Here is a 25,232-nt window from a genome sequence, read left to right as displayed (position 1 = left end):
GTGAAGTACGACGCGCTATGCACTACAGCAATATCCTCTTCGATCTCGACGGCACCCTGACCGACCCGCGCGAGGGCATCACCCGTTCGGTGCAGTACGCCCTGAGCAAGCTGGGTATCGATGAGCCGGATCTGACCGCGCTCGAGCACTTCATCGGCCCGCCGTTGCTGCAGTGCTTCATGGCCACCTATGCACTGGACGAAGCGACCGGCTGGCAGGCGGTGAATCACTATCGCGAGCGCTTCCGGGTTACCGGTCTGTACGAGAACCGGGTGTTCGAGGGTGTCGAGGCGCTGCTTGACGCGTTGGTTGCGCAGGGCCGCACGCTGTATATCGCTACCAGCAAACCGACGGTGTTCGCCGAGGAAATTGCCCGGCACTTCGGTTTCGCCCGCTATTTCAAGCGTATCTACGGCAGTGAGCTGGATGGCACGCGCACCAACAAGGTCGAGCTGCTGGCGCACCTGCTGCAGAGCGAGGGGCTGGCGCCGGATTCGGCGTTGATGATCGGGGATCGCAAGCACGACCTGATCGGCGCGCGCAGCAATGGTCTGCATGCGGCGGCAGTGGGCTATGGCTTCGGCAGTCGCGAGGAGCTGGCGGGCGAGGCGCCGGCCTATCACTTCGATACGCTGGTGCAGTTGCACGAAGCGTTCAGGCGCTAAGGTATTCGGTGGGCTGAAGCCCACCCTACGGATGAATATAAACAGGTAGGGTGGGCCGGGCGGCGCTCCGCTTCAGCCCACGAAAGGATGCCGCCATGGGTTGGCGGAGATGCTGGAGCAGGAAGGCGGTGTGCAAGAGCTGGCTCCCGCGCTCAGGCGGGAGCCAATCAGAGGCAGGTATCAGCCATTACGCTGATAAACGATCTTCTTGGTGCCGCCGTCGCAGCTGCCGACGACCATGCTCTGATCCTGGACTTCGGCGTTGGGCACGATTTCCAGGGTGTAGCTGGGCACGTTGTTGGCCTGAATCTTCACTTCGATCTCGGACTTGAGCTCTTCGCAGGGCTTGGGCGCGGCCAGCGCGCCGCCTGCAAGCATCATCAGGGCCAGGGCGGGAATCAGTCGTTGCATCGCTTGTACCTCCGGTGTTGGGCGAAAACCTGAATAGGTTGGACTGGCAATGTGCCAATCAGTTCTAGTCCTTTTGCCGCAGGCTTTCCAATTCAGCCCGACGATTTGCCTCCGGCAGCCGACCGAGCGCGGCCACGGCAGCATAGAAGGCTGGCCAATCCCGTCCTTCGCGCTCGAACAGCCGGGCGAAGGCCTGCACCCATTGGTCATACAGCCCGAAGGGCAGCAGCTTGGCGTTGTTCAGCGGGCTTTCGATCCAGGCGTCATAGCGGCCTTGGCCGCCCCACTCGCGTTGGCGCAGGGCACGGTAGTCGCGGCGCAGGCGCTCGAACTCGGCCTGCTTGGCCGTGCGCATGGCCGCCGCCGGCAGGTTGCTGGCATAGAGTTGCTGCAGGCGTTCACGGCTGGCCAGTACCAGTTCGATGAACTGCTGGCGCTGGCGGTCGTCGCTGGCCGGCGGTGTTTCCCCACGGGCGGCATGCCATTGGCGCAGCCCTTCGCGCTCGACGAAGGTGGCGAAGGATTCATTGAAGGCGGTATCACCCGGCAGGTAGTACTGCTGATGCGCGAGCTCGTGGAAGATTACCGCGATGAAACGCTCGTCGCTCCAGCGCAGCATGGTGTTGAGCAACGGATCGTCGAACCAGCCCAGGGTGGAGTAGGCCTCCACGCCGCCGATGTAGGTGTCCAGCCCCTCCTGGCGCAGCAGTGCCGCGGCGCCACGGGCGCGGCCTTGCTGGTAGTAGCCGCGATAGGCGACGCAGCCGGCGATGGGAAAACAGTGCAACTCGGGGTCGAGGGAGAACTCCTTCGTGGCGAACACGTTCCACACCACAAAAGGGCGGCCCAGATCGGCGTACAGGCGATAGCTACGGTTGTCCGGCAGATGCAGTCGTGCGCTGGCGAAATCCCTGGCCTGCTGTGACAGGCTCAGGCGCCTGGCCAGGTCGGGGTCGGTAGCAGGGTCGCTCAGCAGACGTTCGACCGGCTGGCGCGCTTGCAGCAAGTGCCACTGACCCTGGCCGAGATGAGCGTAGTAATCGACAGTCGAGCAGCCGCCCAGCAGCAGCGCGAGCAGGGGAACCGCGAAGCGGCGCGGCAGGTCGATAAAGAAGGCGTTGGGCATGCCGTCACGCTAGCTGATCGCGTCGTTTGCCTCCAGCCCTGTGCGTATGAATACGCCCGTTTCGCCTCGGTTTTGCCCGCCTCCCGGTGTAGGCTGGTGTCTGAACCCTTCTCGGAGGTCGCCATGCGCGCCCTGCTTTTCGCTCCCGCCCTGTTGATGCTCGGGGCCTGTGCGTCACCCCTGCCCAAGCCCGATCCTCAGCAGGCCTGGGTCGAGCTGTATTCCACTGCCGACACGCTGCTGATGGCTGACCGCCTGGATGACAAGCGCTGGCCTGATGGTCGCTACTTTCAGGTAACGCCCGGCAAGCACGAGCTGGAAACCCGTTTCCAGTTCGAAGTCCGTGGTGGTGGCGGGCTTGGCATGATGAGCGAGCCGTTGCGCATGACCTGCGAAATTCGCGTGCGCTACGACGGTTTTGTCGCTGGTCAACGCTATCGCCTTGAAGCACGGCAGATGCAGATGAAGGCGCAAGCCTGGCTGTATGACGATCAGCGCAACGTGTTGGCACGCGGTGAGGTGCTGCGCTGCGGCACGGCCATCTAGCGGATGGTGATATTGAATGTCGTGCCCTTGTCGGGTGGGTTAGCGGCGCTGAACACGGATCAATAGCCGATGCGCTCGTGCCGCGTCGCGTAACCCACCAGGCGCTGGATCGCGTTGCGCCGATGGTGGGTTCGCGTGGCGGCCATCCGCCACACCCGTTCCGACGCATCGAATCGGCACTGCTTCAGGCGGCTAACCCACCCTGCCAGCTGCGTAGCGCGAGTCGAGGTCAGCTGTCGAGCACGGCTTCCAGGGTGATCGTGGCGTTGAGTACCTTGGACACCGGGCAGCCGGTCTTGGCGGTTTCCACGGCCTTCTCGAAGGCGGCGCGGTCGGCACCGGGGATTTTCGCGCGCAGCGACAGATGCACGGCGCTGATCTCGAAGCCGCCATCCACCTTGTCCAGCGTCACCTGAGCCTGGGTGTCGATGCTCTCGGCGGTCATCCCGGCTTCGCCCAGTTCCTTGGACAGCGCCATCGAAAAGCAGCCGGCATGAGCCGCGCCGATCAATTCTTCGGGGTTGGTGCCGGGCTTGTCCTCGAAGCGGGTGTTGAAGCCGTAGGGCGAGTCCTTGAGGGCGCCGCTCTGGGTCGAGATGGTGCCCTTGCCGTCCTTGATGCCGCCCTGCCAGTGGGCCGATGCTGTCTTTTTCATGTGCGTCTCCCATTGCATGAACACGGCCGCCGGTCTGGCGGCCTGTTCTGATTCAGAGGGCTGTCAGGCGCACAAGTTCGAACTTAGCCGCGTTGCAGCTCGGCGAGGATATCGAAGGCATGCAGGCGATCAGCGAAGTCATACATGTCGCAGGTGAAGATCAGCTCGTCCGCTTCGGTCTGCTCGAGTAGTTGTTCGAGGCGCTGGCGCACGGTCTGCGGCCCGCCGATGGCGGCCAGGCCGAGAAACTCGCCCACGGCCTGGCGTTCGTGTGGCAGCCACAGGCCGTCCATGCTCGTCACCGGCTTGCGCTGCACCAGGCTCTGGCCGCGTACCAGGGCAAGAATGCGTTGGTAGGCGGAGGTGGCCAGGTATTGCGCCTGCTCGTCGCTGTCGGCTGCCAGCAGTGGTACGCCGAGCATCACGTAAGGCTTGTCCAGCACCGCCGAGGGGCGGAAATGGTTGCGGTAGATGCGGATCGCCTCATGCAGGTAGCGCGGCGCGAAATGCGAGGCGAAGGCGTAGGGCAGACCCTTCATGCCGGCGAGCTGGGCGCTGAACAGGCTGGAACCGAGCAGCCAGATCGGCACGTTGGTGCCTGTGCCGGGCATGGCGATCACCCGCTGCCCTTCCTGGCGGGGGCCGAGGTAGGCCTGGAGTTCTTCGACATCATTGGGAAAGTCTTCGGCGCTGCCATCGCGGCTGCGGCGCAGTGCGTGGGCGGTGTACTGGTCGGCGCCAGGTGCACGACCCAACCCCAGTTCGATCCGGCCGGGGTAGAGCGTGGCCAGTGTGCCGAACTGCTCGGCGATCACCAGTGGCGCATGGTTGGGCAGCATCACGCCGCCCGCGCCGAGGCGAATGCTGTTGGTGCCGGCGGCCAGGTAGCCGATCAGCACGGACGTGGCGGAACTGGCGATGCCGTCCATGTTGTGGTGTTCGGCCACCCAGAATCGTTCGAAGCCCAGACGCTCGACATGCTTGGCCAGCGCCAGCGAGTTATGCAGGGCCTGAGCGGCGTCACCGTCGTCGCGGATCGGCGCCAGGTCGAGGGTGGAGAGCTTGATGGAAGCCAGTCGGCTCATGGGGAGTCTCCTCGTTGCTTGGCCGCCTACTCTAACCCCTTGGGTTCAGGCTGCGCACGCCGCGCAGAGGCATAGTCATCATCGACGGGGGTGATGCGCTGGTGTTCATGCGGCCTGCTTGAGGCCCAGCAGGCCTGGCCGTGCAAGGCACGCAGGGCGTCTCATGCCTGTACGCCTTGCGCGCGTTTTTCACCGCCGAGCGGACACCACAGGCCATCGAAGCAATCTTCACCGCTGAGCAGGCGTTGCAGCTCCAGCGGACTGCGAGGGCGGCTGAACCAGTAGCCCTGAGCGTAGTGACAGCCTTCGCTGCCGAGGAAGTCCAGTTGCGCCTGTTTCTCGACGCCCTCGGCCACCACGGTCAGCCCCAGGCTGTGGCCTAGGCCGATGATCGCCCGGCTGATGGCCAGTGATTCGGTGTCCTGAGGGGCACCTGCGATGAAGCTCTTGTCCACCTTGATGATGTGCAGCGGAAAGCGCTTGAGGTAGCCCAGCGAGGAGTAGCCCGTGCCGAAATCGTCGAGGGCCAGCTGTATACCGAGGCTGGCCAATTCGCGCAGGCAAGCCAGGTTTTGCGCACTGTCCTCCATGAGCTGGCTTTCGGTGATTTCCAGCACCAGGCTGGAGGGCGGCAGGCCTGTCTCGCTCAGGATGTCGGCGACCCGTGCGGCGAAATCGTTCTGCTGCAACTGGCGGCTGGACAGGTTGACCGAGCAGCGCAGTTGCGGTTGCCCGCTCTGTTGCCAGGCGCGTACCTGGCGGCAGGCCTGCTGCAGTACCCAGTCACCCACCGCGAGGATTTCACCGGATTCCTCCAGGCAGGGAATGAACTCCAGCGGCGAGATGTCGTGGCCTGCATGCTGCCAGCGCAGCAGCGCCTCCACGCCGATCAGTTGCGGCTGATTGCCGTCGAGTTGGCAGATCGGCTGGTACGCCAGGCGTAGCTCACCACGTGCACTGGCCTGTGCCAGTGCGTTCTGCAGCTCCAGCTGGCGCTGCGCCTGTTGCTGCAATTCGTTGCTGTAGCGGGCGAATTGCGCTTTGCCCGCGCTCTTGGCTCGGTACAGGGCCAGGTCGGCAGCCTGCAGCGGGTCGAGCGGCTGACCGCTCTCCTGTAACGCGGCGATGCCGATGCTGGCACTGACTGCCAGCGTCTGTTCCTGCAGCCTGAGCGGCGTGTGCAAACTCTCGAGCATACGCTGGGCGACGCGCTCGGCGTCGCTCATGCAGGCCAGGTCGTCGAGCAGGGCGACGAACTCATCGCCTCCGAAGCGCGCCAGGTGATCCCCAGGCCGCAGGCAGTGACTGAGTCGCTCGGCTACCTCCACCAGTACACGATCACCGATCTGATGACCGAGGCTATCGTTGATCAGCTTGAAGCGATCCAGATCGATGAACAGCAGGGCTGCCTCACGTGCCCCCGGCCGTTGCTGGCGTTGTACGGCTTGTTGCAGCAGCTCGCCGAGTCGGGCGCGGTTGGCCAGACCGGTGAGCGGGTCGTGGCGCGCGGCGTGGTGCAACTGCTCCTCGGCAGCGCGTCGCTGACTGATGTCGCTCTGCGAGCCGGCCATGCGCCGCAGGCCGCCGCTGCAGGTATCGGCCACGCCACGCACCAGCACCCACAGGTAGCTGCCGTCCTGCCGCCGAATGCGGTATTCGTGATGAAGAAAGGGCGTGAGGCCGCGCAGATGGCTGTCGATGGCCTGGCGCAGGCCGGGCAGGTCATCACCATGGACGCGGCTGAACCAGCTGTGGCTGGTGGGCGAGAGGCTGTCGCGGTCGAGATCGAGCATGCGAATCCAGCGCTCGGAGAGGTACAGCTGATCCTGCTCCAATTGCCATTCCCACAGCCCGTCGTTGGCGCCGCGCATGGCACGGGCATAGCGTGCCTCGCTGTCCTGCAGCGCCTTGCGTTGGGCGGCGCCGTAGCTGTCCAAGGCCAGACCGATGTCGAAGAATACCTTCTTGATCAGGCTGGAGAAGCAATCGCTGGCCACCGAGGAGCCGAGCAGCTCGCCGAGCAGCCGATCCAGATACAGGCGGTAAGCGCCCAGGTACCACTTCAGGTCGACACCCGTGCGCTGATGCACCCAGCCAATGCGCAGTCGCTCCAGCACGTAGTCTTCGTCCAATGAGCTTTGCCACAGGCCGCGGTAGTAATCGGCCTGGCGTTGCTTGAGGCGTTCGGTGACGGCCGGGTCGCTGAGGATGGCCGACGGCGCTGGATAGTCGGCGAGTTGCTGATAGAGCGTGTCGACGAAGTGCTGGTTGGCATGTTCGACGCGTTGCGCACAACGCGACAAACGCTCGTTGTCGACCTGGCGCCAGTCGAGGAAGCGCAGGCGCTGGCGCAGTTCATCCAGATCCGGGGCGATGTGTTGGAGCAGATCCTGGAATTCTTGTTCGTTGCCCATCTCGGCCTCGTGCTTGTCCTTCAGCGCTAAAGATCGCCGGGAGCATTGCTAGGTGCTCGCGGCAGCCCGCTGGGTGTCTGCCATAAATGGCAGGCCAAAAAAAAGCGCCGCCGGCCGCGCTTCCTCGAAGGAAGGCGGCCAGCGGCGCTCTGTCTTGCAGGCCCTGTGTCCTGCCCGGCAAAGCCGGTCTCCGCATGCGGCGGAACCTACTGCGGCTAGCTTTTACCGCAATTACCCCAGGCGGGACAACTCTTCGCGCAGCTGACACAGGCGTTTACGCAGTTCGGCCAGTTGCACGGATTTGAAGGCATGGCGACTACGTTCCAGCACATCGATGGCGTCATCCAGGCTGGCATGGACATCCCCCAGGCTGGCTGTAGGCAGGCGCTGTACCCACTGACAGAGAGGCTTTTGCCGGCAACTCTCGATCTCGGCGATGACCTGGCATTGAGGCGCCTGACGGTGCAACAGATGCGCTACCCGTTGGCAGGCGTCTGCATCCGGCAGACTGAGCAGCAGATGGGTCTGAGGCATGGTGGTCGCGCTATATGGCAGATGGCTAGCAATGCTAGAGCGCGACCGCTGGTGGTTTATTGATCAGGGTCAGTGAGGCGGCTGTCACGCTCGACGCGAATCGGTTCAGCGTGACGCTTCGCTGCAATAACGGGCCCGGTACTCACCGGGCGTCAACCCGCTCCATTGGCGGAAGGCGCGAAAGAACACGCTGGGTTCGGAGTAGCCCAGCAACAGGGCAATTTCGGCTGCCGGCAGGCGGCCTTCGCGCAGATGCTGTTCGGCCAGTTGCCGTCGGGTGTCGCTGAGCAGTTGCTGGTAGCTGCAACCTTCCTCGGCGAGGCGCCGCTGCAAGGTGCGTTCGCTCAGGTTCAGCTTGCGCGCCAGCTCGCCGCGATCCGGCTCGCCATGGGCCAGTTGTTCGCCGAGCAGGCCGATCACCTGGGCACTCAGGCTGGCGCTGGGCAGGCGCGCGAGCAGGGCTTCGGCGTGTTGTCGCAGCAATTGCTGCAACGGTGGATTGGCCTGCATCAATGGGCGCTGACACAGGGTGCGGGGCAGGACGATGGCGTAATCCCTGGCGGAGAACTGCAACGGGCAGGCGAACACGTCCTGATAGGGGGCCAGATCTGTCGGCTCGGCATGGCGGAACTGGGCGCCGAGCAGATGAAAGTCGTCGAGCAACGGGGTGGTGATCTGCACCCAGCAAGCCAGCATGGCCAGCACACGAATGCGCGTGGCCGGGTGCTCGGGATGCAGCGGGCGGTAGATCAGCAGCAGGGCGGTGTCCTGCTCCTCGACCTGCAACTCGCCACCTTCGCCGCCCAGACGCTGGTAGCGCAGCGCGGCGGTCAGCGCATCGCCCAGCGTGGCGCTGCTTTGCAGCAGGTAGCTGAGTACGCTGAAGGGGCCGGGCGTGAGGTTGCGCCCCAGCAACAGGCCGGGCTCCGGGTGTTGCAGACGGCAGTCCAGTTCCTGCCAGAGGCGCTCCTGAACACTGAACGGCACGCGCGCATCGGGGTCGATCAGTTGCTGTTCCTGTAATCCACAGGCGCTCAGCAGTGCCTGGCGATCCAGGCCGAGACGGCTGGCGGCGTGCAGAACCGCCTGGGTCAGGCTGGCGCTGACCGAGGCCTGCGTGGCGTTTGCGAGAGGGTTTGGCATGCGTCGATTCTGCCCAATGCGCAGAGCCGGCGATAGTGCGTCGCTGCGTATCGCTGGCAGGCTGGCGCTGAGCGTTTAGGCTGTTGTGCTGCGCGCCGGGCTTCAGCGCAATTTGGAAAAGGAGATGTGCACATGAGAGGCAGAGCCATGGCATGGCTGGCGGCGCTGATGCTGGCCGGCGTCGTCGAGGCCGAGGAAACCTTCGTCACCATCGGTACCGGAGGCCAGACCGGCGTTTACTTCGCCACAGGCCAGTCCATCTGCGCCTTCCTCAACCAGCGCTCTAGCGAGCACGGCATTCGCTGCAACGCCACGGCCAGTGGTGGTGGCATCGCCAACGTACACGGCATGCGCAATGGTGAGTTCGACTTCGGCGTCATGCAGGCCGATCACCTGTTCAAGGCCCGCGAAGGCATCGGCCCGTTCCACGGTGAGGTGGCGATGAGCGACATTCGCGCGCTGTTCTCGCTGCAGCGCGAAGTGTTCACCGTGCTGGCCCGGCGTGATGCCGGGATCCAGGGCCTGGACGACCTTCAGGGCAAGCGCATCAATATCGGCAACTCCGGCTCGGGCCAACGCGATACGTTGGAGGAGATCATGGTCGCCAAGGGCTGGGATCGCTCCACGTTCGCCCTCGCCAGTGAACTCAAGGCGGCCGAACAGGCCAGCGCACTGGGTGAGGACAACATCGATGCCATGACCTACTTCGTCGGCCACCCCAACGGTGCGGTCGAGGAGGCTACCGATACGGTGGATGCGGTTCTGGTGCCGGTTACCGGCGAAGCTATCGAGCGTCTGCTGGTCGAAAGGACGTATTACAGCCGCGCGGAGATTCCCGCGGGTTTGTACAAGGGCAACCCACAGGCAACGCCGTCGATTGGAGCAAGAGCGGTGCTGGCGACATCGACGAATACCGACCCGCAGGTGGTGTACGAACTGGTCAAGGCGGTGTTCGATAACCTTGAGCGGCTGCGCGAGTTGCATCCAGCCCTTGCCGAGCTGCAGGCCAGTGAAATGATCAGCACGGGTCTGACGGCGCCGCTGCATGAAGGCGCCGAGCGCTACTACCGCGAGCGGGGCTGGCTGTAGTGCGCTATTCGCCGCCTTCGAGTTGCAGCGCACCGGTTTCGCCGTCGGCCAGCACCACATAGGCGCTGGCGCAGAACAGCGAGTTGAGGCGCTTCATGTCGGCGATCAGATCCAGATGCAGCGAGCTGGTCTCGATGCTCTGCACCACCTGCCGCTGCAGGCGACCGATGTGCGCGTGTGCCAGGCGCCGCTCCTGCGCACGGAAGCGGCGTTTCTCCCGTAGCAGTTGGCTGGCGCTGGCACGATCCGCGCTGAGAAACACGCTCAGCCCCAGGCGCAGGTTGGCTATCAGTTGTGCATGCAGGGTGGTGAGCTCTTCCAGCCCCTTCTCGGAGAAGGCGCGCCGTTGTGCGGTTTTCTCGTTCTGCAGCTTGTTCAGCATGCGCTGGATCAGGTCGCCAGCCTGCTCCAGGTTGACTGCCAGCTCGAGAATTTCCGCCCAGCGCTGGCGCTCCAGCTCACTCAGTGCCTCGCGCGGGATCTGCGCCAGGTACAGCTTCACGGCCCGGCACAGGCTGCCGACTTCGTCATCGAGGCGGCGCATTTCCTTGCTCAGCGCCGGCTGGTTGGTCGCCAGCACCGGCAGAAGGTGGTTGAGCATGGTGTCCACCTGGTCGCCGATGCGCAGGGTTTCACGCACGGCATTGGCCAACGCCAGGCTGGGTGTGGACAGCGCGGTCGGATCCAGATGGCGGGGGTTGGCGCTGTCGATGTCTTCGCTGCGATCAGGCAGCAGCCAATTGCAGAAGCGCGCCATCAAGCCGACCGTAGGCAGCATCAGCAGTGCGCGCAGGCTGTTGTAGAGCAGGTGGAAGAAGATCACCAGCTCCGCTGGACGCCAGTTCAGGCCGTCCAGCCAGGTGGCCAGTGGTTGCAACACCGGCAGCACCAGCAGCAGGCCGATCAGCTTGTACAGCAGGCTGCCGAGTGCCACGCGGCGTCCAGCCGGGTTCTGCAGGCTGCTGGTGAGAAAGGCCAGCAGGCCACTGCCGATGTTGGCGCCGATCACCAGGCCGATGGCCACCGGCAGGCTGATCAGCCCGGCGCCGGCCAGGGTTGCGGTGAGCAGCACGGCGGCCAGGCTGGAGTAGGTGAGCAGGGCGAACAGTGCGCCGACCAGCGCATCGAGCATCAGGTCACCGGTGAGCGAGGCGAACAGCACGCGGATGCCGCGCGCCTCGGTGATCGGCGTGGCGGCGGCGACGATCAGTTCCAGCGCCAGCAGCATCAGGCCCAGACCGATGGCGACACGGCCGAGTTGGCCGGCGCGGGTTTGCCGACGTGAGAGAAAGAAAATCACCCCGATGAAGATCAGCAGCGGGCTGAGCCAGCTCAGATCGAGGGTCAGCACCCGGGCCATCAGCGCTGTCCCGACATCGGCGCCGAGCATGATCGCCAGGCCCGGTGCCAAAGCCATCAGACCCTGGGCGACGAAGGAGGTGACCAGCAGCGCGGTGGCGTTGCTGCTCTGTACCAGCGCAGTGACGCCGATGCCGGCGACGAAGGCCAGTGGTCGGCGGCTGATGTTATGACTGAGCACCGTGCGCAGCTGCGAGCCGAACACGCGCAGGATGCCGGTGCGGACGATTTGGGTGCCCCAGACCAGCAGGGCGATGGCAGATAGAAGATTGAGCAGGGTCAGCATAAGGCGGCTCCCCCCGAAGCCGGCCGGTTGGAGCGTCGAGCGATCCGGCCTTTACTGAGCATCGGTCGAAAATCGCCGATGCGCCAGTGACGAGGGGAAATCCGTTCAGCCGTCGCGCAGTACCTTGAGCTCGGCATCGTCGGCAGAGAAGCCTCGTTCGAGCTTGAATTTTAGGCTGAGGTCGGTGCGCGAGTCCGCGAATTTCAGGGCCTCGGCCAGGCTGATGCGGCCGGCTTCGAGCAGGGCGAACAGGTGCTGGTCGAAGGTCTGCAGGCCCTGTTCGGCGGCCCGCGCAATGGCCTCGCGCAACTCGTCCAGCTCGTCGCGCTGGATCAGGTCGCGGATATAGGGCGTGCCCAGCATCAGCTCCACCGCTACCACGCGCTTTTGCGCGATACCGGGCACCAGGCGTTGACCGATCACCGCCAGCAGGTTGTGCGCCACATCGGCCAGCACCTGCTTGCGCGCCTCGTCCGGGAAGAAGCGCGCGATGCGCTCGATGGCATGGCTGCTGCTGGTGGCGTGCAGCGTAGCCACGCACAGGTGGCCCGTTTCGGCGTAGTGCAGGGCATGCTGCATGGTGGCGGCGTCACGAATCTCGCCGAGCATGATCACGTCTGGCGCCTCACGCAGCACATTGCGCAGGGCGTCGTCGAAACTGTGGGTATCGAGGCCCACCTCGCGCTGGTCGATGATCGAGCGCTGGTGGCTGTGCAGGAATTCGATGGGGTCTTCGATGCAGACGATATGCCCGCTCTTGTGGCGGTTACGAAAATCCAGCATCGCCGCCAGGGTGGTGGACTTGCCCGAGCCAGCGGCCCCGGTGACCAGGATCAGACCGCGATCCTGCATGGCCAGCTTTTCCAGCATCACTGGCAGGCCGAGTGCCTCGAAGCTGGGGATCTGGCTCTTGATCAGGCGCACCACCATGGCGACTTCGCCACGCTGGTAGTAGACGTTGACCCGATAGCGTCCAGCATTCTGCAGGCTTACCGCCAGGTTCATCTCCAGATCGCGTTCGAACTCGGCGACCTGCTTCTGGGTCATCAACTGATAAGCCAGTTGTTGCACCTCACCGGCCTTGAGTACACGCTGTCCGACCGGCTGGCTATGCCCTTCGACTTTCATGTGCGGTGGTGCGCCGACACTGAAGAACAGGTCGGAGCCCCCATGCTGGTGCATCAGTTGCAGGTAGGGGAATACGTCGGGCTGATCCGGGTTGTGCGTATCGTTCATCGGTAGGCCGTTGCGTGTTCGTGTTGCGGCAAGGATAGCGGGCGTCTGAGCCGTTCGATTGTTTTGCATCAAGAAACCGGGGCGGATTGTCGCCCTATAGGCGAATCAGGCTGAACAGCCTTGGTATCGCGGACAAGAGTCAATCATCGGTGCACTCAGGCAGGCGAGTGTCCAGAGGCTGGAGGAGCAGGGTGGGATATTGGCTGGCGGCTCTGTTGAGCCTGCTGATCAGCACCGCAGTGCGGGCGGAGAGCTTGCACCTGGCGACAGGCGACGATTACGCACCGTTCACCGGCAAAGCCCTGCCAGGCCAGGGCATGTTGACCCAGGTGGTGAGGGCGGCGCTGGCCGATCAGGGTGTGGTGATCACGCTCGACTGGTTGCCCTGGAATCGCGGCTATCTGAAGGCGCAGCGTGGGGAGTACGACGCGACCTTCCCCTATGTACGCTCCGCAGAGCGCGAAGCGGAGTTTCTCTATTCGGCGCCGCTGTACGTTGCCGAGCAGCATGTGTTCAGCCGTGCTGGCGATCGTGTCGAGCTCGACGAACTGCCTCATCTGCATGGCAAGCACCTGTGCTACCCGCTGGGTTGGCAGCCTCCGTTGGAGGTTCAGGCGTTGATCGAGCAAGGGGTATTGCGGCGACACTCACCGCTGGGGCTGAAGGAGTGCGCGCGCCTGTTGCTGCTGCAGCGTGACGACCTCTTCATCTCGGATCGCAATCTTGGCGAAAGCGCTCTGCGCAGCACGGGGGCCGCCGCGAATCAGTTTCACCGATCGACCTCGGCGTTTCGTAGCAACACGCTGCACTTCATCGTGTCTCGGCAGCATCCGCGCGCGGCCGAGTTGATCGAACGCTTCGACCGTGGTCTGGCCGCGCTCAAGGCGCGGGGGGAGTATCAGCGCCTGATCGAGAGTTACGTGGAGTAGCGCTAAGCCGATATCGCCGCTCAGGCCAGCAGCGTCATGATTGCCACCAGGCTGCCAGCCGCCAGCAGCGTCTGCAGGGTGATGATGCCGGCCATCAACTGGCTGTCACCGCCCAGCTGACGGGTCAGGACGTAGGCGGTCGGTGCGGTGGGCAGGGCGAAGAACAGCACCAGCACGGCGCTTTCCATCGCGGGCAGGTTCAGGCCCCAGGCCACGGCCCAGGCCAGCAGTGGCATGGCCAACAGACGCAGCGCGCTGCTCCAGCCCAATGCTGGAACTTCCCCGCCCAGCTGTTCGGGCTTGAGTGCCGCGCCGACGCAGAGCAGGCCCAGCGGCAGACTGGCGGCCGCGAGCAGGCTGAGCAGGCGATCCGTACCGCCCGGCAAGCCGATACCGGTGAGGTTGAACAGCGCGCCGCCGGCGCAGGCGAGTATCAACGGATTCTTCAGGATCGGCAGCAGCAGGCTGCGGGCGCTGACGCCACGCTCGGCAGTCAACGACCATACCGAGAGCACGTTAACCGTCGGCACCATCAGCGCCAGCATGATGGCCGCCAGGGTCAGGCCTTCCTGGCCGAACAGGCTGCCCACTGCCGCCAGGCCGAGGTAGGTATTGAAGCGCAGAATGCCCTGGGTGAAGGCGCCGAAGCGTCCGGCGGGCCAGCCGCGTAGCCGTCGCACCAGCAGCAGGGCCAGCCAGGCGATGCCCAGGCCGAGCAACACGGCCAGAGCCAAGCGCGGCAGTGCCGGGTTGTTCAGCGGCGCTTTGGCCAGGCTGGAGAACAACAGGGCGGGAAACAGGATGAAGTAGTTGAGGCGCTCGGCGCCTGGCCAGAAGGCCTCGCTGGGAAACGCTCGCAAACGCAGCCAGTAGCCGGCGACTATCATGGCGAACAGCGGCCACAGGGCCAGCAACAGGTCGATCACGGGAGCCCCCGGTAGCGGTGAGCGCCTATCTTGGTCAGCGCACCGCCGCATTGCAAGACGGAGACGGCATGAGCGAGAGACATGAAGGCGGTTGCCAGTGCGGCAGCCTGCGTTACCGCATCGAGGCACCGCTGCAGGACATCGCCCATTGCCATTGTTCGATCTGTCGACGTAGCGGCGGAGGTATTCTCACCACCTGGGTCACCGTCTCGCGCCAGGCGTTTCAGTGGTTGCGCGGCACGCCTCGTGCCTTCGCTTCTTCGGCCAGCTGCACGCGCTATTTCTGCGGCGACTGCGGCGCGCACCTGGCGCTCTTTACCGACCTCAGCCCCGACACGCTGGACGTTACCGTCGCCACGCTGGACGAGCCCGAGCAGGCGCCGGCGGATCGGCATATCTGGGTTGGCAGCCGGCTGTCGTGGCTGACGGTCGATCCGCAATTGCCGGAAGAGTGGCAAGAAGAGATAGATTAGGCCGCTCAATGTAGACGCTTAAGCTGAGCGATTCAGAATCAGCCGCAGATTGATTTTTGCGCCGAAAAGCATTCCCATGAAGCGATGTCTATGTCACATTTCGAAAAATTAAGTGCAGCTAACGTTTGAATACAAAAGGCTTTTTAGCCTTGCTGACTAACGCGATCTTCCAAAGTCATTTGGAGTGATTGTGCCGTAATTTCTATCTTTCAGATGGCCAGGGAAAGGATGACCGCACATGCCAGGCGCATTGCTCCGCACGGGTAACCTTCAGGAATTCAAGGCGCTGGGTGTCGATGGTCAACCGGTCTACAGCGCCGCGCTGCAACTGCGCGAGGCCATTCGCCTGAAGATGGGGCGCGAAGCTTCCAGTTGCCTTGCCATTCCGCAGCCCAACGAAACCGGTGACCGTATCGATTGGTACGCGCCTGCGGAGGGCGACGTGATCCCTTGGTCGGCGGCCACGGTTGAAGAGCGCGCGGGTGCCTATGCTCAGCTCGAGGTGATGCACGCCAAATTGGGCGCTACCAGCGAAAGCATGCGTGCTGACGCGCAGAACCGGGAAAAGCAGATATTCGGTCGCCTGCTGGAAAAAACCGTTCACTTTCCCGACAGCGACCATGTCTACCTGGTCGATGGCAAGCCCGTCATCACCTTCTGGGGGTTCACCGATCACGCGGGAACCTATGATCACGACCCGCTGTTGTGCCTGCGTCCGCCTGTGCCCAGCGCTGCGCCAGTAGTACCGCTCGCGCCGCCTCCGCTGGCCGCCGCCGTGCCTGTTGAGGTAGTGAAGAAGTCGCGTTGGTGGCGCTGGCTGTGGCTGTTGCTCCTGCCATTGCTCCTACTGTTGCTGTTGTTCTTGCTACGCGCCTGTGCGCCAACAGTCGAGTTGCCACTCGGCCTCGATCGCATCGAGCTACCGGGATTGCCGGTGCATGAGCGTGATATCGGCGTGTTCGGTCGTGGTGGTACGGTCGATGGTGTCGGATCGGGTGCTGCTATCGATGGTCAACTGCCGGACGGACAAGAGTCTCCCGCTGCTGAGCAGGAGGAGGGCGCTGCTGTACCCGACGAGCCTGGGGCTTCGGGCGAAGAACCGCCGCCGCCCGTGCCTGAGGATGCCGCCGCGGAGGAGCCATCTGCCGAGCCACCCCAGGAGCAGCAGAAACCTCGCAAGCAACCGCCGGGTCGGGACGTACCACAAGACCTGAGTATTCCCCCGCAGGCACTGGAAACCGGCTCCACTGAGTTCCTCAACGGTAACTGGAAAGCGGGTGCCGGTATTCAGGACGCGCAGACCGGCAAGCCCATGCAGCTCGACTATGACTTCAAGAATGGCAAGGGGCAGGTCAAGGTACGACGTGGTGATGGTGTCGAATGCTCGGGTGCGGTGAATGCTGCGATGCAGGGCGGCAAGCTGGCGATCAACAACCAGGGGCAGGCTGCCTGCAACGATGGCAGTAGCTACAAGCTGCCGGAAGTCGTGTGCAGCCCGGATAGCCGTAGCGCCGCTGACTGCACGGGCAGTTATGAGAACAAGCAATTCCCCATGTCCATGAGGCAGGGCGTCCAGTAACAGGCCCTTGAAATTCCAGGCAGTTCCAACGGCCTGCCACGACCCGAGAACAGGGCGGAAAAACGCATCATGTTTCCAGAAAAGACCGACTACGAAGATAAGATCACCCTGATCATGGGCAGCGGTGTCCAGTTCCTGGATTTCGCTGTGACCCTTGAACTGCGTCGCGAACTCCCAGGCGAGTTCGTGCGCCAGCGCAACGATGGCCCGTTGGCGCGGCTGATGTTCGATGAACGCAGCAACAGCTTTTTCCACCCGGCAGCCCCGGGCAGTCCTGTGAGTCCGCTCTACAGTGTAGCGGTCGATCAGTCGGTGCGTCTGCTCAAGGGGCTCTGGCTACCCTTGCCATTCTTTCGCTTCAGCCCGCCTCGGCGTTTCGACGATGGCCCGTCGAACTGGGCGCGTATGCGCATCATCGAGCTCAAAGAGGGTGAGGACCCAGATGGTCATACTCATCGGGTGACCCTGGCCTTCGATACCAAGGTATTCGCCAGTCGCAGCGATACCGCCTATCTGGCACCGACCAGTGACGATGTGCGAGCTGGCGCTGCATTTGCTCTGGCACATCAGGCCGACGAGATGGGCTGGTTCCTCGACCTGGCCTGGGTCGATGGCTGGCTACGCGAAGTGTTCACCGAGCAGGCGCAACTGCCGCCGATACGCATGCAGCTCGATGACATCGAGCACGAGTGTCAGGCTCTCTATCACCAGGCGCACTACCTCAACCTGCTGCACCTGCTCGGTACGGCGTTGCCGGTGCCGGAGCTCAAGGTGGTGTCCAACCGCGACAGCGACCTGCACAAGGCGATTCCGGTGGACATGGTGCTCGATGTCGGCAACTCGCGTACCTGCGGCATCCTGATCGAGGATCACCCGCAGGAGAACGATGGCCTGAGCAAGCGCTACGAGCTGGAATTGCGCGACCTGACCCAGCCCGAGCACGTTTATCCGGAACCCTTCGAAAGCCGTATCGAGTTCGCTCAGGCGGTATTCGGCAAGGATCACTTTTCGGTGCAAAGTGGCCGTCGCGAGGCCTTCCAGTGGCCGACCATCGCCCGCATTGGTCGCGAGGCCGGACGTCTGGCGAGTCGCCGGCGTGGCACCGAAGGCTCGACCGGCCTGTCTAGCCCGAAGCGTTACCTGTGGGACGAGGACAACTACGAGCCGGGCTGGCGCTTCAACTGTGCCTACGTCAAATCCGAAAGCGAGCCGCACGCCACTGCTGCGCCAGTCGCCGGGTTGATCAACGAGAAAGGTCAGGCGCTCTACAGCCTGCCCTTCGACGAACGGATGCCGGTGTTCCACCCGCACTATTCGCGCAGCTCGTTAATGACCTTCATGCTCTGTGAAGTGCTCGGCCAGGCATTGATGCAGATAAACAGCCCGTCGCAGCGTCTGCGCATGAGCCATTCGCGCGTGCCGCGCCACTTGCGCTCGATCATCCTCACCGTGCCGCCGTCGATGCCCAAGCCCGAGCGCGAAATCTTCGCCAAGTGCATGGAGCAGGCCATCGGCCTGGTGTGGAAGAGCCTTGGCTGGCACCCGGAGGACGATCCGATCAACATCAAGGACGCCAAGAGCCGCGAGACCGCTTGGCCCTTCCTGCCGGAAGTGCATGTGCAGTGGGACGAGGCCACCTGCGGCCAGGTTGTCTACCTGTTCAACGAAACGCAGAACAACTTCGCCGGTCGTCCGGAGGAGTTCTTTGCCACCATGGCGCGCCCGGATCAGCCGCACAAGGATCGTCTGACTATCGCCTCGATCGATATCGGGGGTGGTACCTCCGATCTGGTGATCACCGAATATCGGCTCGATGATGGCGTGGGCAGCAACGTCTATATCACCCCGTCGCAGCGTTTTCGCGATGGCTTCAAGGTCGCCGGTGACGACATCCTGCTCGATGTGATCCGCCAGTTCGTCCTGCCGGCATTGGGTTCGGCGCTGCGCGCTGCGGGTGTCGACAACCCTGATGCGATGCTGTCCAAGCTGATCGGTAGCGAGCCCCTGGCCGTGCAGGACGCCGTGCTGCGCCAGCAGCTGACTCTGCAACTGTTCAGCCCTATCGGTTTGCGCTTGCTCAAGGCCTACGAACAATATGACCCGCTGGATGCCGGCACCCTGGTCAGTGGCACTTTCGGCGAACTGCTTGGCGACGAGCGTCCCACCGACGATGTGCTCGACTATTTCAGCAGCGCCGTACGCCGCCAACTGGGTAACGGCAGCGAGCCATTCGACCTGCTGGCGACAACGCTTAACGTCAGTCTGCGGCGCATTCACGAGGCGTTCATCGGCGATCGCATGAACATCGGCAAGACCATTCAGGCGCTGTGCGAAGTTGTCCACAGCTACCCCTGCGATGTGCTCCTGCTCACTGGGCGTCCGTCGCGTCTGCCTGGTGTGCAGGCGCTGTTTCGCAAGCTGCTGCCGTTGCCGCCGGGACGCATCTTGCCGCTCAACCAGTACCGCACCGGTGGCTGGTACCCGTTCAATAAGCTCGACCGTATCGAGGATCCGAAGACCACGGCCGCAGTCGGCGCCATGCTCTGTTTACTCAGCCGCAGTCTGCGGCTGCCCAACTTCTTCTTCCGTTCGGCGGCGTTCAAACCCTACTCGACGTTGAAGTTCCTCGGTTTGATCGACAATAACAACGTGATCAAGGACGGCAACGTCTACTTCCGCGATATCGATCTCGACGACCCCGAGTACGAGCTGCCCGAGTTGACCTTCGATATGCGCGGCACCATGCGCCTGGGCTTCCGCCAACTGGCCAACGAACGCTGGTCGGCAGCGCCGCTGTACATCCTCAGCATCGAGAACCAGAAGCTGCGCGAGCAGGTCGCTTCCCAGGGCCTGGTGCTCAAGGTGCGTCTGGGCATCAAGCCTTCGCGCAATCCAGTCGAAGGCAGCGAGAGCTTCGAATTTCTTGGCGCCGAGTCCAACAGTGGTTCGGTCAGCCGCTCGCACATTCGCCTGCGCCTCAACACCCTGTCCGACGCCGGGCTGGGTGAATCCCAATATTGGCTCGACAGCGGGAGCGTGTTTCGCAAATGAGTAACTCGCCTGAGCAACTGACTCGACACTGGGCCGCCATTCATACCGGTGCCGGCGAGGCGATCCGCTGGATTGGCGATGTGCGCCGCAGTGCACCACGCCTGGATAACGAAGCGGACGACCTGATCCTCAGCCTGCGTCGCGTGCGCAATACCGCCCGACGCCTGGGTGGTGTTTCCGGCCTGCCGATGACCGTGGGGTTCTTCGGTCTGTCCCAGGCCGGCAAGTCGTACCTGATCTCGACCTTGGCCGCCGGTACCAACGGCAAGCTGGAGACCGATTTCGGGGGCAGCCGCCTGGACTTCCTGACTCACGTCAACCCACCGGGTGGTGGTAAAGAGGCCACCGGCCTGGTCACCCGTTTCAGCCGCACTGCGCGCGCCGGGCCGGACGATTTCCCGCTGGAGCTGAAGTTGTTCGGCGAGGTGGAAGTGGCCAAGGTGTTGGCCAATTCCTTCTTCAACGACTTCAACACCGAGAAGGTGTCGTACCGCTTCGACGAAGCGGCCATCCGCCAACTGCTCAAGGAACTCGGCAAGCGCCGCCAGCTCAAGCCGGTGCCCGGGGTCAGTGAGGACGACGTGGTGGCCCTGTGGGACTACCTGCAAGGCAGTTTCCCGGCGTCGCTGAGCGGTCTGGCCGGGTACTACTGGCCAGTGGCAGTGGAGCTGGCGCCCTGGCTGGCGGTGGAGGATCGTACCCGGCTGTTCTCGATCTTCTGGGGTGAGATCAACGAGTTGAGCGAGGCCTACCAGAGCTTCGCCAGAACCCTGGGCAGCCTGGGTAACGCCGATCGCGTATTCGCTCCGCTCGATGCCCTGGTACGGCAGACCGACAAGGGCCTGTCGCAGGCTGACAGCATCATGAACGTCGACATGCTCGAGCGCCTGGGTAAGGACAGCGACAAGCGCATCGGCGTGCGCCCGTTCATCGACGGCGAGCTGCGTGCGTCGGTCGAGCTGTCCCTGGCGCAACTGGCGGCACTCACCGTCGAGTTGGTGTTCCCGTTGGTTGAGCCTACTAGCGAGCCGCTGTTCGAGCAGGTCGACCTGCTCGATTTTCCCGGCTATCGCGGCCGCTTGTCGGTCGAGTCGCTGGACGACGTGCGTCGTGCGGTAAGCAGTGACGAAGCCAGCCCGGTGGCGCAGCTGATCCTGCGCGGCAAGGTTGCCTATTTGTTCGAGCGCTACACCGACAGCCAGGAAATGAACGTGCTGATCGTCTGTACGCCATCGAACAAGCAGTCCGACGTCACCGCTGTCGGTCCGGTACTGACCCGCTGGATCGACAAGACTCAGGGCGCCAAGCCTGAAGAGCGTGCTCTGCGTAAGCCGGGGCTACTGTGGGCCATCACCATGTTCGACATGCGCATTGGCAGTGACTTGGACAAGGGCGAAGACCTGCTGCGTCTCGGTTGGGGTAGCGGCGGTATGATGAAGATGACCATGCTCGAACGCTTCGGTCAGTACACCTGGCTGCAGGAGTGGACGGCCGGTCAGCCCTTCGATAACACCTTCCTGGTGCGCAAACCGCGCATGAAGGTGACTTTCCTCGATGTGCAGGCTGGTGAAGAGATTGGTATCAACGCCGCCGCCCAGGATTCACTGGGGCTGATGCGCAGCACCTTCGTCGAAGACGAAACTGTACAGCGCCACGTCAACCAGCCGCTGCAGGCCTGGGACGCGATGCTGGAGCTGAACGATGGCGGCATGGGCCGTATTAGCCAGTACCTGCGTGGCGTGGCGCTGCGCGAGGTCAAGCTGGGGCGTATTCGTGAACAGCTCGATGATGTACTGCATCTGCTGGAAAACCGGCTTGGCCACTGGTATCAGGCAGAAGGCGCTGGCGAGCTGGAGAAGAAGCGCAAGATCGCCAAACAGATCTTCGACGCGGTCTGGCCGCGGCGCATTCTGCTGGGTGAACTGTTGCAGAGAATGCAATTGCCTGACGATCTGGTTCGGGGTCTGTACCTGCGCGCCGATGACGAAGAGCCTACTGCTCTGGTGAGCGATAGTGGAAGCAGCGGTGTTGTGAGTGGGGGGGCGCTCAACCTGGGTGATGACCTGGGTCACGACGATGGTTTTGATCTGTTCGGTGACAGCGAGTCGGCACCTCGCTCGTCGAGCAATGACTTACCGCCGCGCTCCAGCGGTAGCGATGCACGTTTCGCCCAGGCCGTGCTGCGTGAGTGGATCAGCCACCTGCGCCATCTGCCTGAGGACATGCGTCTGATGACCTATCTGGGTTTCTCCAAGCCCGCGGTCGAGGCTCTGGTTGATGAGCTCATCACCGGCGCCAGTCGCCTCGACCTGCAAAAACGTCTGCTGCAGGCCATCGTCAGTACCGAGCAGATTGGCACCAAACGCGAGCAGCTGGCCGGACGCCAGGTGCTCACCGCGAAAACCGTGCTGGGCGATTTCATCGGTTGGCTAGGGTTCATCGAGTCACCGCAGGAGCAGCGTCCTGACAGCCGCATTGAGCGTGGCGCCAAGCTGTTCCAGGCGCCACCGGTTATCGTCCCGGGCAAGCTGCCGCAACTGCCGGCGCAACCCCTGGAGCACACGCGCAACTATGTGGGCGACTGGCTGGTGGCGCTGGCCAAGATCGCTGAAGACAATGCCGGTCACAGTGCCGGCCGAGAAATCACACCGGAGCAGAACGAGACGCTGGGCAAGGTGCTCGCCACCCTGCATGCGGATCGGACGGAATAAGTCATGTTGAGAATCGAACTGAAGGCAGCGCACAGCGGCCAACCTGGTCATGGAGAGCTGACCGTACATGGTTGGCAGGAGGGCAGCGACGCCCTCGAGCTGACCGTGCAGCGCAATCAGGATGGCCGCTACCTCGGTGAAAACGGCGAATGGGATACCAGCCCGTCCTGGCATGCGCTCGATGGCTTGAATCTGGTCGATGAAAAACTCAGTGGCGAGGTCGGCCCCTGGCTGATCGATCCGTTGATGCTCGATCCCCAAATGGCCTACATGCTGCAATTGCGTAACGAGGACGGCAGCGACAAGGGTGTGCTGCGCATCCTTGGCACCATTCTGTCCTCCAAGGCCGCGGGCAACTCGACGTATGACGAAAAGAAGGTCGAGCGCAAGGCCGAGCCCGAGCCAGAAATCGTACCGGTTGTGCCAGAAGTATTGCCCGAGCCGCCTGCGCCTGAGCCCGAGGTGATGTCAGCATCCGTGCCTGAGCCCTTGGTTGTCGAAGCGCCGCCTGCTCCACCACCTCAGACCCCGGTGGCAAAGAAAGGCAGCAAGCTGCCGCTAATCCTGATCACCGTACTGTTCATCCTGGCCTTGGCGGTTGCGGCCTGGTGGTTCCTGCTGCGCGCGCCGTCGACCGATATCACGCCAAGCGACACGCCGGCTCCAGTGGTAGGGGCGATGGCCGCGTGCAGTTCGCAAGCGCTGTCTGATGCCAGGGAGGATTTATCTTTCATCCAGGCCTGCCTGAAGTCCAATCCGTCCAGCGAACAGGTGCTGGAGGTGATCGCCGTTGCCAAGGATGCCAAGCGCTGTGGGGTGGTGCAGCGTCTGTATGCGCACAAGGCGCAGTCGGGTGATGCCGCGATTGCCTATGCCTATGCCCGCGAGTACGACCCGGCGCATTACTCCAGTGGTGGTTGCATCGAGGCGGCTGACGCTGAAACCGCCATGTATTGGTACGAGATTGCTGTGAACAACGACCCGGACAATCAGGACGCCAGCCAGCGGCTGGAGGAGCTGAAGAAATGACCATGCGCACCGCCCCGGGCGTCAAACTGTTGTTTGCAGGCCTACTGCTGATCGCGGCAGCGCCACTGATGGCTGCAGACAAACCGCTGCTGCAGGAAGGCAAGAAGACCCTCTACCAACGCGTGCTGACCACCCCGACCTGCCAGCTTGGCGATAGCGCTGGCGCTAGTGGCGGCAAGGCGCAGCCAGCGTTCACCCGATTCTACGTGTATCAGCGTGAGCAGGCAGGCAACGCCGAGTGGCTGAAGGTTGGCCCCGACAGCTATGGCAAGACCGTAGGCTGGATCAAGGGCGACTGCGCCGTTCCTTGGAAGATGCAGATGACCCTGGCTCTGACCAACCCAGCCGGTCGCGATCCGCTGCTGTTCTTCCGCAACAAGGACAGCCTCGAAAAGCTCTTTGCCAAGGATGACCCTGCGCCGCTGCTCAAGCCGATCCTGGCCAACATGAAGGCCAAGGGCCGTGATCCGGCGGTGGTTGCCCGTGAGCCGGATTATGCAGTGGATCTGACGAAGAACTTCTACCTGTTGCCGGTGCTGGAAGCCGAGGAAACCTTCACCGAGAAGGGTTTCCAGGTGCGCCTGCTCAACGTCGCTTCGGTGAGTGCGGCGGAGTCGGCCGATAAGCAGGGCGCGGACAAAAACGCCAAGGCCGATGCCAATACGCTCAAGGGATTCAGCGCCGCCGTGGTGTTCGTCATCGACTCGACCATTTCCATGGGGCCATACATCGACCGTACCCGTGAGGCGGTCAAGCGTATCTACGACCACGTCGAGCAGGAAAAGCTGCTGGATCAGGTCAAGTTCGGTCTAGTCGCCTACCGTTCCAGCACCAAGGAAGTGCCCAAGCTTGAATACGTCAGCAAGATGTACGTCGACCCGAGTACAGTCAAGGACGGTAAAGACTTCCTGGCCAAGGTCGCCGAGCTCAAACCGGCAACTGCGTCCAGCAGCAGTTACGACGAAGACACCTACGCCGGCGTGATGCAGGCGCTGGATCAGGTCAAGTGGAATGAGTTCGGTGCACGCTACATCGTACTGGTTACCGATGCGGGCGCAGTCGATGGTGACAGCAAGCTGTCGTCTACTGGTCTGAACGCCGACCAAGTGCGCCTGGAGGCCAAGTACCGTGGTGTGGCGATCTACAGCCTGCACTTGAAGACCCCGAGCGGTTCGAAGAACCATGCCTCGGCCGAGGCGCAGTACACGGATATGTCCACCAACGCTTTCCTCAATAAGCCGCTGTACTACCCTGTGGACGCCGGAAACGTCGAGAGCTTCGGCAAAATGGTCGACAGCCTTGGTGATGCCATCACTGCACAGGTCAAGGCGGCCTATCGCGGCGACATGGCGGCCGGTAGCGCGCTGGGTGCCGATGCGGAATACGCCAAGGCAAAATCCGGCAAAGGTGGCGATGCCGCCCTGGCCGAGGATGCCGAGCTGCTAGGGCACGCCATGCGTCTGGCCTACCTCGGTGAAAAGACCGGAGCCAGTGCGCCGCCGGTGTTCCAGGCCTGGATCAGTGACCGTGACTTCGTGCGTCAGGACGTACCCACTACCGACGTGCGTGTGCTGATGACCAAGAGCCAGCTCAGCGACCTTAGCGATGTGGTCAAGCAGATCGCCGATGCTGCTAACGAAGGCCTGATCTCGCCTAGCGACATGTTCGAACGCCTGCGCTCGGTGGCCGCTACCATGGGCAAGGATCCCAACCAGCTCAAGGACAAGACCATCAAGGTCGCCGACATGGGTCTGATGGCTGAATACCTTGATGGCCTACCTTATCTCAGCGATGTGCTCAGTCTCGACGAGGAAACCTGGAAAGGCATGGAAGGGCTCGAGCAAGAGAAATTCATTCGGCGCCTTAACACCAAGCTCAAGTACTACCAGCGCTACAACGCCGATGCCGACCGCTGGGTATCCCTGGCGCCGGGTAGTGACCCACGCGAGCACGTTTACCCTGTGCCGCTGGAGGCTTTGCCTTAG

Annotated in this window: 20 protein-coding genes; 10 read left to right on the top strand and 10 right to left on the bottom strand. The window is 63.2% G+C overall.

What is annotated here, in order from left to right:
* Positions 1–17 precede the first annotated feature (17 nt).
* A complete protein-coding gene (locus HS968_RS25190) occupies positions 18–665 on the top strand; it encodes an HAD family hydrolase (RefSeq protein ID WP_182369231.1) in 648 nt (215 codons plus the stop codon).
* 180 nt (positions 666–845) lie between these two features.
* On the opposite strand, the gene HS968_RS25185 is transcribed toward HS968_RS25190, so the two are convergent.
* Positions 846–1,076 carry a DUF1161 domain-containing protein gene (locus HS968_RS25185; RefSeq protein WP_182369229.1) on the bottom strand — a complete coding sequence of 77 codons (231 nt, stop codon included), beginning with the start codon at positions 1,074–1,076 and terminating at the stop codon, positions 846–848.
* A 64-nt stretch (positions 1,077–1,140) separates the two neighbouring features.
* Positions 1,141–2,202: an aminopeptidase gene (locus tag HS968_RS25180; protein ID WP_182369227.1), complete on the bottom strand. Its 1,062-nt coding sequence runs from the start codon at positions 2,200–2,202 to the stop codon at positions 1,141–1,143.
* A 123-nt stretch (positions 2,203–2,325) separates the two neighbouring features.
* Here HS968_RS25180 and HS968_RS25175 point away from each other — a divergent pair, with 123 nt between their 5' ends.
* Positions 2,326–2,748, top strand: a complete 423-nt coding sequence (locus HS968_RS25175; RefSeq protein ID WP_119694873.1) for a PA0061/PA0062 family lipoprotein — start codon at positions 2,326–2,328, stop codon at positions 2,746–2,748.
* A gap of 229 nt (positions 2,749–2,977) precedes the next feature.
* Here the strand turns inward: HS968_RS25175 and HS968_RS25170 are convergent, their stop codons facing one another.
* The 5 genes from HS968_RS25170 to HS968_RS25150 form a co-directional block, all read right to left on the bottom strand.
* Entirely contained in the window at positions 2,978–3,403 is a 426-nt protein-coding gene (locus HS968_RS25170) for an OsmC family protein (protein ID WP_106738145.1), read from the bottom strand.
* Between the two features lie 83 nt (positions 3,404–3,486).
* Positions 3,487–4,488, bottom strand: coding sequence for an LLM class flavin-dependent oxidoreductase (locus HS968_RS25165; protein ID WP_182369225.1), 1,002 nt, complete (start codon positions 4,486–4,488; stop codon positions 3,487–3,489).
* Positions 4,489–4,649: 161 nt separating this feature from the next.
* Positions 4,650–6,902 carry a putative bifunctional diguanylate cyclase/phosphodiesterase gene (locus HS968_RS25160; RefSeq protein ID WP_182369223.1) on the bottom strand — a complete coding sequence of 751 codons (2,253 nt, stop codon included), beginning with the start codon at positions 6,900–6,902 and terminating at the stop codon, positions 4,650–4,652.
* Positions 6,903–7,133: 231 nt separating this feature from the next.
* Entirely contained in the window at positions 7,134–7,436 is a 303-nt protein-coding gene (locus HS968_RS25155) for a DUF465 domain-containing protein (RefSeq protein WP_238338881.1), read from the bottom strand.
* Positions 7,437–7,541: 105 nt separating this feature from the next.
* Positions 7,542–8,579, bottom strand: a complete 1,038-nt coding sequence (locus HS968_RS25150) for an AraC family transcriptional regulator (RefSeq protein ID WP_182369221.1) — start codon at positions 8,577–8,579, stop codon at positions 7,542–7,544.
* Positions 8,580–8,711: 132 nt separating this feature from the next.
* Between HS968_RS25150 and HS968_RS25145 the strand changes: the two genes are divergently transcribed.
* Positions 8,712–9,668, top strand: a complete 957-nt coding sequence (locus HS968_RS25145) for a TAXI family TRAP transporter solute-binding subunit (RefSeq protein ID WP_182369219.1) — start codon at positions 8,712–8,714, stop codon at positions 9,666–9,668.
* 4 nt (positions 9,669–9,672) lie between these two features.
* Here HS968_RS25145 and HS968_RS25140 read toward each other — a convergent pair whose 3' ends face one another.
* Together HS968_RS25140 and HS968_RS25135 are read right to left on the bottom strand one after the other, a co-directional pair.
* Positions 9,673–11,313, bottom strand: coding sequence for a Na/Pi cotransporter family protein (locus tag HS968_RS25140; protein WP_182369217.1), 1,641 nt, complete (start codon positions 11,311–11,313; stop codon positions 9,673–9,675).
* A 105-nt stretch (positions 11,314–11,418) separates the two neighbouring features.
* Positions 11,419–12,549 (bottom strand): PilT/PilU family type 4a pilus ATPase, encoded by a 1,131-nt coding sequence (locus HS968_RS25135; protein WP_182369215.1) that lies wholly within the window; start codon positions 12,547–12,549, stop codon positions 11,419–11,421.
* A 191-nt stretch (positions 12,550–12,740) separates the two neighbouring features.
* On the opposite strand from HS968_RS25135, the gene HS968_RS25130 reads away from it, so the two are divergent.
* Positions 12,741–13,478, top strand: coding sequence for a substrate-binding periplasmic protein (locus HS968_RS25130; RefSeq protein ID WP_182369213.1), 738 nt, complete (start codon positions 12,741–12,743; stop codon positions 13,476–13,478).
* Between the two features lie 20 nt (positions 13,479–13,498).
* On the opposite strand, the gene HS968_RS25125 is transcribed toward HS968_RS25130, so the two are convergent.
* The gene (locus tag HS968_RS25125; RefSeq protein WP_182369211.1) at positions 13,499–14,455 is read right to left on the bottom strand and encodes an AEC family transporter; all 957 of its coding nucleotides are present in this window, start codon (positions 14,453–14,455) and stop codon (positions 13,499–13,501) included.
* Positions 14,456–14,472: 17 nt separating this feature from the next.
* Between HS968_RS25125 and HS968_RS25120 the strand changes: the two genes are divergently transcribed.
* From HS968_RS25120 to HS968_RS25095, 6 genes are all read left to right on the top strand, one after another.
* Positions 14,473–14,877, top strand: coding sequence for a GFA family protein (locus tag HS968_RS25120; RefSeq protein WP_182369210.1), 405 nt, complete (start codon positions 14,473–14,475; stop codon positions 14,875–14,877).
* 238 nt (positions 14,878–15,115) lie between these two features.
* The gene (locus HS968_RS25115) at positions 15,116–16,456 is read left to right on the top strand and encodes an SrfA family protein (protein ID WP_182369208.1); all 1,341 of its coding nucleotides are present in this window, start codon (positions 15,116–15,118) and stop codon (positions 16,454–16,456) included.
* A gap of 69 nt (positions 16,457–16,525) precedes the next feature.
* Positions 16,526–19,507 (top strand): virulence factor SrfB, encoded by a 2,982-nt coding sequence (locus HS968_RS25110; RefSeq protein WP_182369206.1) that lies wholly within the window; start codon positions 16,526–16,528, stop codon positions 19,505–19,507.
* On the top strand, positions 19,504–22,218 hold the full coding sequence (locus HS968_RS25105; protein ID WP_182369204.1) for a putative virulence factor: 2,715 nt from the start codon (positions 19,504–19,506) through the stop codon (positions 22,216–22,218). The genes HS968_RS25110 and HS968_RS25105 overlap by 4 nt, the downstream gene beginning before the upstream one ends.
* A gap of 3 nt (positions 22,219–22,221) precedes the next feature.
* Positions 22,222–23,247 carry a flagellar basal body-associated FliL family protein gene (locus HS968_RS25100; protein WP_182369202.1) on the top strand — a complete coding sequence of 342 codons (1,026 nt, stop codon included), beginning with the start codon at positions 22,222–22,224 and terminating at the stop codon, positions 23,245–23,247.
* Positions 23,244–25,232, top strand: a complete 1,989-nt coding sequence (locus HS968_RS25095; protein ID WP_182369200.1) for a vWA domain-containing protein — start codon at positions 23,244–23,246, stop codon at positions 25,230–25,232. The genes HS968_RS25100 and HS968_RS25095 overlap by 4 nt, the downstream gene beginning before the upstream one ends.

It is taken from the genome of Pseudomonas berkeleyensis (assembly GCF_014109765.1).
In the GTDB taxonomy this organism is placed as follows: Bacteria; Pseudomonadota; Gammaproteobacteria; order Pseudomonadales; family Pseudomonadaceae; genus Aquipseudomonas; species Aquipseudomonas berkeleyensis.
The sequence above is the reverse complement of the archived record's forward strand: the minus strand, read 5'-3'. Positions and strand labels throughout refer to the sequence as shown.

Excerpts from the sequence above, each read along its gene's own strand:
- HS968_RS25190 (WP_182369231.1), top strand. The coding sequence starts at position 18 with ATGCACTACAGCAATATCCTCTTCGATCTCGACGGCACCCTGACCGAC.
- HS968_RS25185 (WP_182369229.1), bottom strand. The coding sequence starts at position 1,076 with ATGCAACGACTGATTCCCGCCCTGGCCCTGATGATGCTTGCAGGCGGC.
- HS968_RS25180 (WP_182369227.1), bottom strand. The coding sequence starts at position 2,202 with ATGCCCAACGCCTTCTTTATCGACCTGCCGCGCCGCTTCGCGGTTCCC.
- HS968_RS25175 (WP_119694873.1), top strand. The coding sequence starts at position 2,326 with ATGCGCGCCCTGCTTTTCGCTCCCGCCCTGTTGATGCTCGGGGCCTGT.
- HS968_RS25170 (WP_106738145.1), bottom strand. The coding sequence starts at position 3,403 with ATGAAAAAGACAGCATCGGCCCACTGGCAGGGCGGCATCAAGGACGGC.
- HS968_RS25165 (WP_182369225.1), bottom strand. The coding sequence starts at position 4,488 with ATGAGCCGACTGGCTTCCATCAAGCTCTCCACCCTCGACCTGGCGCCG.
- HS968_RS25160 (WP_182369223.1), bottom strand. The coding sequence starts at position 6,902 with ATGGGCAACGAACAAGAATTCCAGGATCTGCTCCAACACATCGCCCCG.
- HS968_RS25155 (WP_238338881.1), bottom strand. The coding sequence starts at position 7,436 with ATGCCTCAGACCCATCTGCTGCTCAGTCTGCCGGATGCAGACGCCTGC.
- HS968_RS25150 (WP_182369221.1), bottom strand. The coding sequence starts at position 8,579 with ATGCCAAACCCTCTCGCAAACGCCACGCAGGCCTCGGTCAGCGCCAGC.
- HS968_RS25145 (WP_182369219.1), top strand. The coding sequence starts at position 8,712 with ATGAGAGGCAGAGCCATGGCATGGCTGGCGGCGCTGATGCTGGCCGGC.
- HS968_RS25140 (WP_182369217.1), bottom strand. The coding sequence starts at position 11,313 with ATGCTGACCCTGCTCAATCTTCTATCTGCCATCGCCCTGCTGGTCTGG.
- HS968_RS25135 (WP_182369215.1), bottom strand. The coding sequence starts at position 12,549 with ATGAACGATACGCACAACCCGGATCAGCCCGACGTATTCCCCTACCTG.
- HS968_RS25125 (WP_182369211.1), bottom strand. The coding sequence starts at position 14,455 with ATGCGGCGGTGCGCTGACCAAGATAGGCGCTCACCGCTACCGGGGGCT.
- HS968_RS25120 (WP_182369210.1), top strand. The coding sequence starts at position 14,473 with ATGAGCGAGAGACATGAAGGCGGTTGCCAGTGCGGCAGCCTGCGTTAC.
- HS968_RS25115 (WP_182369208.1), top strand. The coding sequence starts at position 15,116 with ATGCCAGGCGCATTGCTCCGCACGGGTAACCTTCAGGAATTCAAGGCG.
- HS968_RS25110 (WP_182369206.1), top strand. The coding sequence starts at position 16,526 with ATGTTTCCAGAAAAGACCGACTACGAAGATAAGATCACCCTGATCATG.
- HS968_RS25105 (WP_182369204.1), top strand. The coding sequence starts at position 19,504 with ATGAGTAACTCGCCTGAGCAACTGACTCGACACTGGGCCGCCATTCAT.
- HS968_RS25100 (WP_182369202.1), top strand. The coding sequence starts at position 22,222 with ATGTTGAGAATCGAACTGAAGGCAGCGCACAGCGGCCAACCTGGTCAT.
- HS968_RS25095 (WP_182369200.1), top strand. The coding sequence starts at position 23,244 with ATGACCATGCGCACCGCCCCGGGCGTCAAACTGTTGTTTGCAGGCCTA.